The 7,574-nt window shown below is 43.8% G+C and carries 4 protein-coding genes; 2 read left to right on the top strand and 2 right to left on the bottom strand.

Translation table 11 applies throughout. The features are described 5' to 3' along the window. Window positions 1-207: 207 nt before the first annotated feature. The gene (locus RIM23_RS12630) at window positions 208-2,946 is read right to left on the bottom strand and encodes an ATP-binding protein (RefSeq protein WP_446367558.1); all 2,739 of its coding nucleotides are present in this window, start codon (window positions 2,944-2,946) and stop codon (window positions 208-210) included. A gap of 746 nt (window positions 2,947-3,692) precedes the next feature. Between RIM23_RS12630 and RIM23_RS12625 the strand changes: the two genes are divergently transcribed. Then, window positions 3,693-5,210: an FAD-dependent oxidoreductase gene (locus RIM23_RS12625; RefSeq protein WP_446367556.1), complete on the top strand. Its 1,518-nt coding sequence runs from the start codon at window positions 3,693-3,695 to the stop codon at window positions 5,208-5,210. A 158-nt stretch (window positions 5,211-5,368) separates the two neighbouring features. Here the strand turns inward: RIM23_RS12625 and RIM23_RS12620 are convergent, their stop codons facing one another. After that, complete coding sequence (locus RIM23_RS12620) at window positions 5,369-6,094, bottom strand: Uma2 family endonuclease (protein ID WP_446367554.1); 726 nt, start codon at window positions 6,092-6,094, stop codon at window positions 5,369-5,371. 129 nt (window positions 6,095-6,223) lie between these two features. Between RIM23_RS12620 and RIM23_RS12615 the strand changes: the two genes are divergently transcribed. Next, the gene (locus tag RIM23_RS12615; RefSeq protein WP_446367552.1) at window positions 6,224-7,396 is read left to right on the top strand and encodes a GTPase; all 1,173 of its coding nucleotides are present in this window, start codon (window positions 6,224-6,226) and stop codon (window positions 7,394-7,396) included. Window positions 7,397-7,574: the final 178 nt, after the last annotated feature.

Genomic DNA, 7,574 nt, shown 5'->3' with positions numbered 1-7,574 from the left:
ATTTTGATGGAGACGACGGCTCGTATGACCACAACGGGGGCATTTCGCTGTTTTCTTTTGTACCCGAACAGAGACAATTAATGTTTCTTCAGCATCTTGGATATTTTCTGCTATAACTCCCGGCAGGTTTAGGAGCTTAGTCATTTCTCTTTTTATCCTTGCCATTTTATCTTATTATTTTAAGGTTTATTTTAATAGTTTAGCACACTAAGTACGGAAGACCCGTTTATTCGGATCAGTCATAATTGGCAGGTCGATTAATCCGGCAATTGATTTCCCAACTAAGGTTAATTTTGTTTTCAGCAGTTCTCGGATAATATGGAACTTTTTGATCGGCTGGGGAAAGCGAATTCCTAATAGGTTTAAGACAGCCAGTGCTGTATTGATCGCCTCTAGGGGTTGATTTTGTGCCGTATATGCCTGAATTTTCACTTCATAGACTTTCACTTTATCCAATAAAGACGTCGCTTGTTTTAGGACAATGGCAGCCAGGTTATCCATGTCCTGAATATTGCCACTCAAAATCGCCACTTCTACAGCATGGACATAGAGTGCTAAGGTTAGGTCATACTGACGCAACCAGCTATCGGTATCCAGACAACGAATCCCCAGGTTTAAGTAATTCCAAGCTGGTTGATATGCTGCCGCTACTTTGGCTTTTTTGCCAGCGACGAGATTCAATTGAGCCAGTTGATATCGGTCGTTTTGACTGGCTGTGGCGGTAATTCCCAAGTTCAGTTGATTGACTATCTGAAAAATTGTTGGTTTCCTGATTTCTGGGTAGGTATTTTGATACAATATTTGCCCAATTTTCCAGTGATTTTTTGGCTTTTCTTCGGGCAAAATTAGGGAATAGGCGGCTTGCTGAATGCGGTCATGAGCAAATTTATAGGTAAGGGTTAATTTATCGGGGTTGTAGTTTATTTTACCGCCGTTGTAATTTTGTCCAGTTGGGATAATTAATCCGGTTTGGATAGCATGCCATAAATGATTAGCTGTGGCTTGGCGGGAGTTCTGATAAATAAGAGATAGGGTGGCTAAATCAAAGGGGTTACCTAGACAAGCCGCTAATTTTAAGACCGTTTGGGTGGGTTCAGATAAGGATTGAATTTTTCGGGTCATGAATTCAACTACATTATCTGTGATAGTCTGAGCGCGAATCTGTTCTAAGTTCCAAGACCAAACTCCAGACGTCCGATCAATAGTCAGTAATTTATTGGTATAGAGGGAGTTAAGAAATGCTTTGATAAAAAAGGGATTGCCTCGGGTTTTTTGCCAAACCAATTCGGCTAATTTTTGGGTATATACGCCCTCAGATTTCAAGGTATCGGCAATCCATTGATTAACCTGGTGTAATCTCAGGGGAGAAAGGGAGATAGAGTTTATCCTAACTCCCTGTTTCTTCATCTGGGATACCATCAGCATCACCGGATGAGTGGGACTTACTTCGTTATCTCGATAGGTGGCAATTAATAATAGATAGTGGGTATTTCCCTGAGTCATTATTTGCTTAAGCCATTGCAATGTTCCTGTATCTGCCCACTGCAGATCATCGAGAAATAAGACGAGGGGATGTTCTTTTTTACAAAAGACTTGCAAAAAGGATTGAAACAGGAAATTCAACCGATTTTGAGCTTCTTTGGGCGGTAATTCTGGGACAGGCGGCTGTTTGCCAATCACTAATTCAATATCGGGAATAACATCACTAATTACTTGTCCATTTTCACCGAGGGCGGCTAAATTTTTCTGCCGCCACTGGTGTAATTGGGATTGGGTTTCTGTTAGTAATTGTTGCACTAAGTCTTGGCAAGCCGCCACTAAACCTTGATAGGGACTATCGCGGTGCAGTTGCTCAAATTTACCGCTAATTAAGTAGCCACGTTTTTGGGTAATTTGCGGATAGAGTTCTTTGACTAATACAGATTTGCCTATCCCAGCATATCCAGAAATGATGATCAGTTCAGGTGGTTGTAGAGATTGGTGTTTTTCTGGTGCAGAGGCGATGCGACTAAAGGCGGTGAGTAAAGATTGAATGGGCGATTTTCTGCCATAAAGTGTTTGCGGAATGTGTAAGCGATCGGCAATATCGTGGTATCCTAAATTAAATTGTTCAATTGCACCGTTTTTCCATTGCCTCAGACAGATTTCTAAATCTGCCTTGATTCCCCAAGCACTCTGATATCGTGCTTCAGGAGTTTTTGCCATTAATTTCATTATGATGTCTGAGACAGTTAGGGGTATGTCGGGATTAATTTTATGGGGCGGTATCGGCTGTTTTGCCATTAAACAATGGACTAATTCCAGTGCATCGACAGCGATAAAAGGAAGCTGGTGGGTTAGCCATTCATAGAAGGTGACGCCAAGGGAATAGAAGTCGGTGCGATAGTCGATGACTCGATTCATTCGTCCGGTTTGTTCGGGAGATATATAGGCTAATGTTCCGTCTAAACTATGAGGACTTTTCAGGTGAGGGTTTTCTTGACAAAGCTGCGTGGCGATACTAAAATCAATTAGTTTTAATTGTCCGGTTTGAGGATTCCAGACAATATGGGCTGGATTAATGTCTTTGTGAATAACTTGATTTTGATGGATTTTGCCTAACTTCTCTGTAATTTGAATCGCCAGGGTGAGAAATTCGGGTATAGAAAAAGAACGGCGTTTTAGCCAGAGTTTTAAAGATTCGCCACCAAAATCCTCCACTACTAAGATTAGTGTATTTTGGTCGTTTATCAAGTTGTAAGCTTTTAGGGTTCCCTCTAGGTTGAGGTGGCGAGTGATGGTGTATTCCTGTTGATAGCGATAGAGTTGAAGCGGAGTAGGATAATCCGTCTTGAGGCATTTCAAAATAACGGGTTGATGATTGCTATTGAAAATACCTCGATAGATCAGGGAATGATCACTTTCGTAGATTTTGCTGACAATTTTGATATCAGGCTGGACAATCATGAGTTAAATGTATTATGGCAGAAATGTTTTATTTTGCTCTAAAAATCCCCCTAATCCGGTAGAGTTTTATTAGGTAAGAGCGTTTAACTTGGCATTGGCTTAATTTATTCATTCATTCTATGATAATAACTAATTGATTGCCACATCTATTAAGAGTAGATGCGAATTGTATTGATGTACGACTTACTCCCTTGTCGGTTGGCATTTATTGTGGCTCATTAAGCTTGCTCTCGTGCAAATACATCTGGGATAGAGTTTTTTATTCCTGTTCTAGACCTTCATTTTAACGGTTAATCCCTTGGAAAAGTAACCCCTAATATGACTCAAAAGCGGGTATTTAACCGGGGTAGAGCCCCCAAACCTCTTAGGGCTAATTCATTGTGAACAGAGAAAATTAAGGTGAGGTACATTTCCTTCGCAAACCTGCATCCGTGTCAACTTAAGCCACAACCCTTGCTAATTATTGTTTTGAGCAGTTCGACACAAACTGGTGCGTGTTGCTTGCTCTCTAAGCTATTACAGGAGCGAGAGCAATCTGCAACAGACGTAGCATGCTACGTCTCTACTCCCCCTGCTTTTAGCACACAGCCAACAGGCTGATTACCACCGGAGTGATGATCATTCGACTCAAACCTGATCATTTGAGCTAAGAAACATCAATTGTCTTTTCTTCCACCCGCAGATAGATGAAGACTACTCCTAGTCCTCAATTACAGTAGGACAATACCTCATTATTTTATAAACCCATGACTTTAATTGCTGGAAAACCCACTTCATTTTGGATTGATTCAACCCCAACCTCTACATTTTCTCCCTTTATCAATAATCTAGTCGTCGATGTGGCGATTGTGGGTGGGGGAATGGCTGGATTAACCGCTGCAACACTCTTAAAACGTGCGGGTAAAACCGTTGCCGTGATAGAATCTCAACGAGTGGCAATGGGGGTGAGTGGTCATACAACGGCAAAGATAACATCGCTGCACCAGTTAATCTATGCCGATCTAATTAAGCAATTCGGGGAAGACAAAGCCCGCCTTTATGGAGAGTCTAACCAGGCGGCGATTGAGCAGGTGGCTCAACTGGTTAAAGATGAACAGATTGATTGTGATTTTAGCCGTCAAAGTGCCTACACCTTTGCCGATTCTCCAGAAAATTTGAGTAAAATTGAAGCCGAAGTGGAAGCGGCGGTAAAATTGGGACTTCCTGCTGCTTTTGTGAAAGATACTTCACTCCCCTTTCCAATTGCGGGAGCGGTGAAATTTGAAAATCAAGCGCAGTTTCACGCCCGGAAATATTTGCTCCATCTGGCTAGAACGATTCCGGGTAATGGTAGCTATTTATTTGATGATACGCGAGTTGAAGGCGTTGATGAAGATAGCCCTTGTCAAGTTAAAACGACTCGGGGGGTACTTAAAGCCAAAGATGTTATTGTCACGACAAATTTACCCATTCTGGATCAGGGACTCTTCTTTGCTAAAGCTTATCCGAAACGTTCTTATATTGTCGCCGCCTCGATTGATCCAGCCAAAGCACCCGATGGGATGTTTATTGGTGTCGGTGAGCATTATCGATCGCTGCGGACGACGCCCTACAATGGTGGTGTACTCTTACTTATCGGCGGTGAGAGTCATAAAACGGGTACAGTCACCCAGACAGAGGAACGGTATCTGCGCTTAGAAGACTATGGTCGCACCTATTTTGGCATTGATACCTTCGAGTATCGCTGGTCAACCCAGGATATGGTGTCTTTTGATAAGTTACCCTACATTGGCAAATTGACCCCAGTAAACAATCATATTTACGTCGCCACGGGATTTAGTCTCTGGGGTATGACTAAGAGTACCCTATCGGGGATGATCCTGTCTGATCTGATTTTAGGACAATCCAATCCCTGGGCAAGTCTTTATGACGCCACTCGCGCCACTCCCTTTATCTCGGAAACCTCGCTCAAAGAGAACCTGGATGTGGGTAAGCATTGGATTGGCGATCGCTTTAAGGGATTAGATGACTCCTCTTTCGCTGATGTTAGCAAAGGGGAAGGGAAACTGCTCACCCTTGATGGGAACAAAGTCGCCGCTTACCGGGATGAAAAGGGTTCAATTCATGCGGTTTCCGCTGTTTGTCCTCACTTAGGCTGTATTGTTAACTGGAATAGCGCTGAGAAGAGTTGGGATTGTCCCTGTCACGGTTCCCGTTTTAGCTGTGATGGACAAATTCTCCACGGACCTGCGGTTAAGGAGATGGAAAGGGTAGGGACCTTTTGAAGCAGGGGAAGCAGGGGAAGCTGAGGGAGCAGGGGTAGTGGGAGCATCTTGCTCCCCTTAGTTAGTCTGAGTTTCTATCTGCGCGATCGCACCCGATTCATCTGACGAAACTTAACACACTTGCGATCGCTTATAGACTAACTTGAGAGAGCTTTATATTAAGCCTCTGGCTCAATTCCAGCCGCTCTTAACTGGGCTATCAAAGATTGAACTCTTTGCTGTTCCTGTTGTGCACGTTGTCGTTCCTGCTCTACTAATTCTACTCCCCAGGGTAAAAGTTGCCCAGATTCATCCCACCACCGCAACCAATAACCCTGACGGTTTCCCTTGGTTCCTTCCCACACACCCAGAAATAAACCGAGTGTATCTATCCAGTAGCGATTCTCCTGGGGTTGTTGCAAGTCGTAACGCCCGGAATCGTTGAGCTGATACAGTTCTAGCACCCCTTGTTGGGGTTCAAAAATCCCATACTGGGGGACTCGCAACACTTGCTCATAAAAATACCATTTTCCTGGAGGATAGGTGGGTTTGATGGAATATTCACTCCCCTCTGTCTCCGAGAGAAACTCGATCACAATCCCTGGAATATCTCCTTGCAGGTGGGGTGTATAACTGCGACGGATAAACTCTTGCGACACCTGAATCCGAGGGATATACATCCAATCGGGAGCTTTAACCACAATCTTGCCATCTAACCGGGCGCAGACACCGTAATTAGTGGCGACTAGCATCGCTTCTCGCAATCGCCCCGTCACTTCTAAACTGTCGCTCAACGCGGCGGCTAATCCAGGTTGATCAATATTATCCACTGGTTCATCCGGTAAGGGGAAATCATCGGGTAGCTTCTCCCAGGTAATTTTAGTTTTGGCTGTTACCGTTGTCATCAGGTATCCTCTCCCTATCCGTAAGCCCTATTGTAGATAAGTACGAAGCGCGATCGCAGGACTTGATACACTAATAAAGCAGTGGATAGCGTCGTTCTATCCCAGACAACGACCAAGGAATGACTGGGAATGGCAGAGGATTTTTCAGTTGATCAGCTTTTAGATAAAATGAGCGAAGCCTACGAAGATGCCGGAAAGGACACGGGAGAGTGTAATGTATTGGTAATTGGCAAAACGGGTGTGGGCAAAAGTACGCTGATTAATGCTATTTTCCAATCTCGTCTAGCCGAAACGGGGGTTGGCTACCCGGTTACCCAAACCATCCGACGCTACCGGAAAAAAGGCTGTCCGATTACGGTTTATGATACACCCGGACTCGAACTCAATCCTGAACAGATTCAACAGGTGCGCTTAGATGTAGCAGAACTCATTGAAACCCAAAGACTGCAAGCGGCTAAAGAACATATTCATGTAATTTGGTACTGTTTAGAACATGAGGCGGGACGGTTTGATCAAGTTGAGGAAGAATGGCTGAATAGGCTAAATCTACAAGATGTACCAATTATTTTAGTCTTAACCCAAACTTTAACCCGAAAGCGCAGTGAGTTTCAAGTCTTCTTGGATAGTAAAAATTTACCTGTTTGTCAGGTTGTTGCGGTTCTCGCTGAGCCTAAACCCATCGATGATGATTATACGATTAAAGTCCATGGTTTAGATCATCTGGTTGAAGTAACGGCTAACCTTCTGTCTACCGAAGCACGCAAGGCTTTCCTCAGAGAACAGACGCGCAATATTACCTTAAAATCCAGTGAGGCGTTTAAATATGTGAGTGGATATGTAGCGGGTTCTGCATTAATCGGTGCGTCTCCGATTCCCTTTTCTGATGCACCGATATTAGTTACCATGCAAACTGTGATGCTGGCGAATATCACGGCTATCTTTGGCTTACCCTTTGATCGCGCCTTTACCAGCACCGTACTCTCGACGATTGTTGGGGTTGGCGGCGTGGCAACCGTTGGCAGAGCGATCGCGGCGAACTTACTTAAAATGATACCCGGTGCTGGAACAATTGTGGGGGGTGCAATCTCCGCCTCCACCGCCGCCGCCCTAACGTTGGCACTGGGTTTAGCTTATATTGAATCCCTTAAATATTACCTGAAACGTAAGCTGGAGGGGAACGAAATTCCTCTATCTGAATTAGCAAAAATCATTCTTGAACAATATAAGTTTTATGCCAAAACTGGTCAAAAAATCTTGAACGAGGAACCCATAACACCCCCTCGCCAGATTGATATTGATTGAATACTGTCTAATTTGCGATCGCGCTTTCAGTTTCTTGACTTTCCTCAAGGGGTCTATAGGAGCGCACATTTTCCCATTCTCTTAAATTACTATAAATAACCGCAACAGTCAAGCCCAGCTCAATTACTGCCCTAGGGCATCTTTCTGCTTATCTGGTTAATTCTATTTGTTGAATACT

Origin of the sequence: Coleofasciculus sp. G3-WIS-01 (assembly GCF_040223135.1) — a bacterium.
Lineage (GTDB): Bacteria > Cyanobacteriota > Cyanobacteriia > Cyanobacteriales > Coleofasciculaceae > Coleofasciculus.
Note: the sequence above shows the minus strand (reverse complement) of the source record. Positions and strands in the feature narration are given on the sequence as shown.

Coding starts and splice junctions, on each gene's coding strand:
- RIM23_RS12615 (WP_446367552.1), top strand. CDS start 6,224: ATGGCAGAGGATTTTTCAGTTGATCAGCTTTTAGATAAAATGAGCGAA.
- RIM23_RS12630 (WP_446367558.1), bottom strand. CDS start 2,946: ATGATTGTCCAGCCTGATATCAAAATTGTCAGCAAAATCTACGAAAGT.
- RIM23_RS12625 (WP_446367556.1), top strand. CDS start 3,693: ATGACTTTAATTGCTGGAAAACCCACTTCATTTTGGATTGATTCAACC.
- RIM23_RS12620 (WP_446367554.1), bottom strand. CDS start 6,094: ATGACAACGGTAACAGCCAAAACTAAAATTACCTGGGAGAAGCTACCC.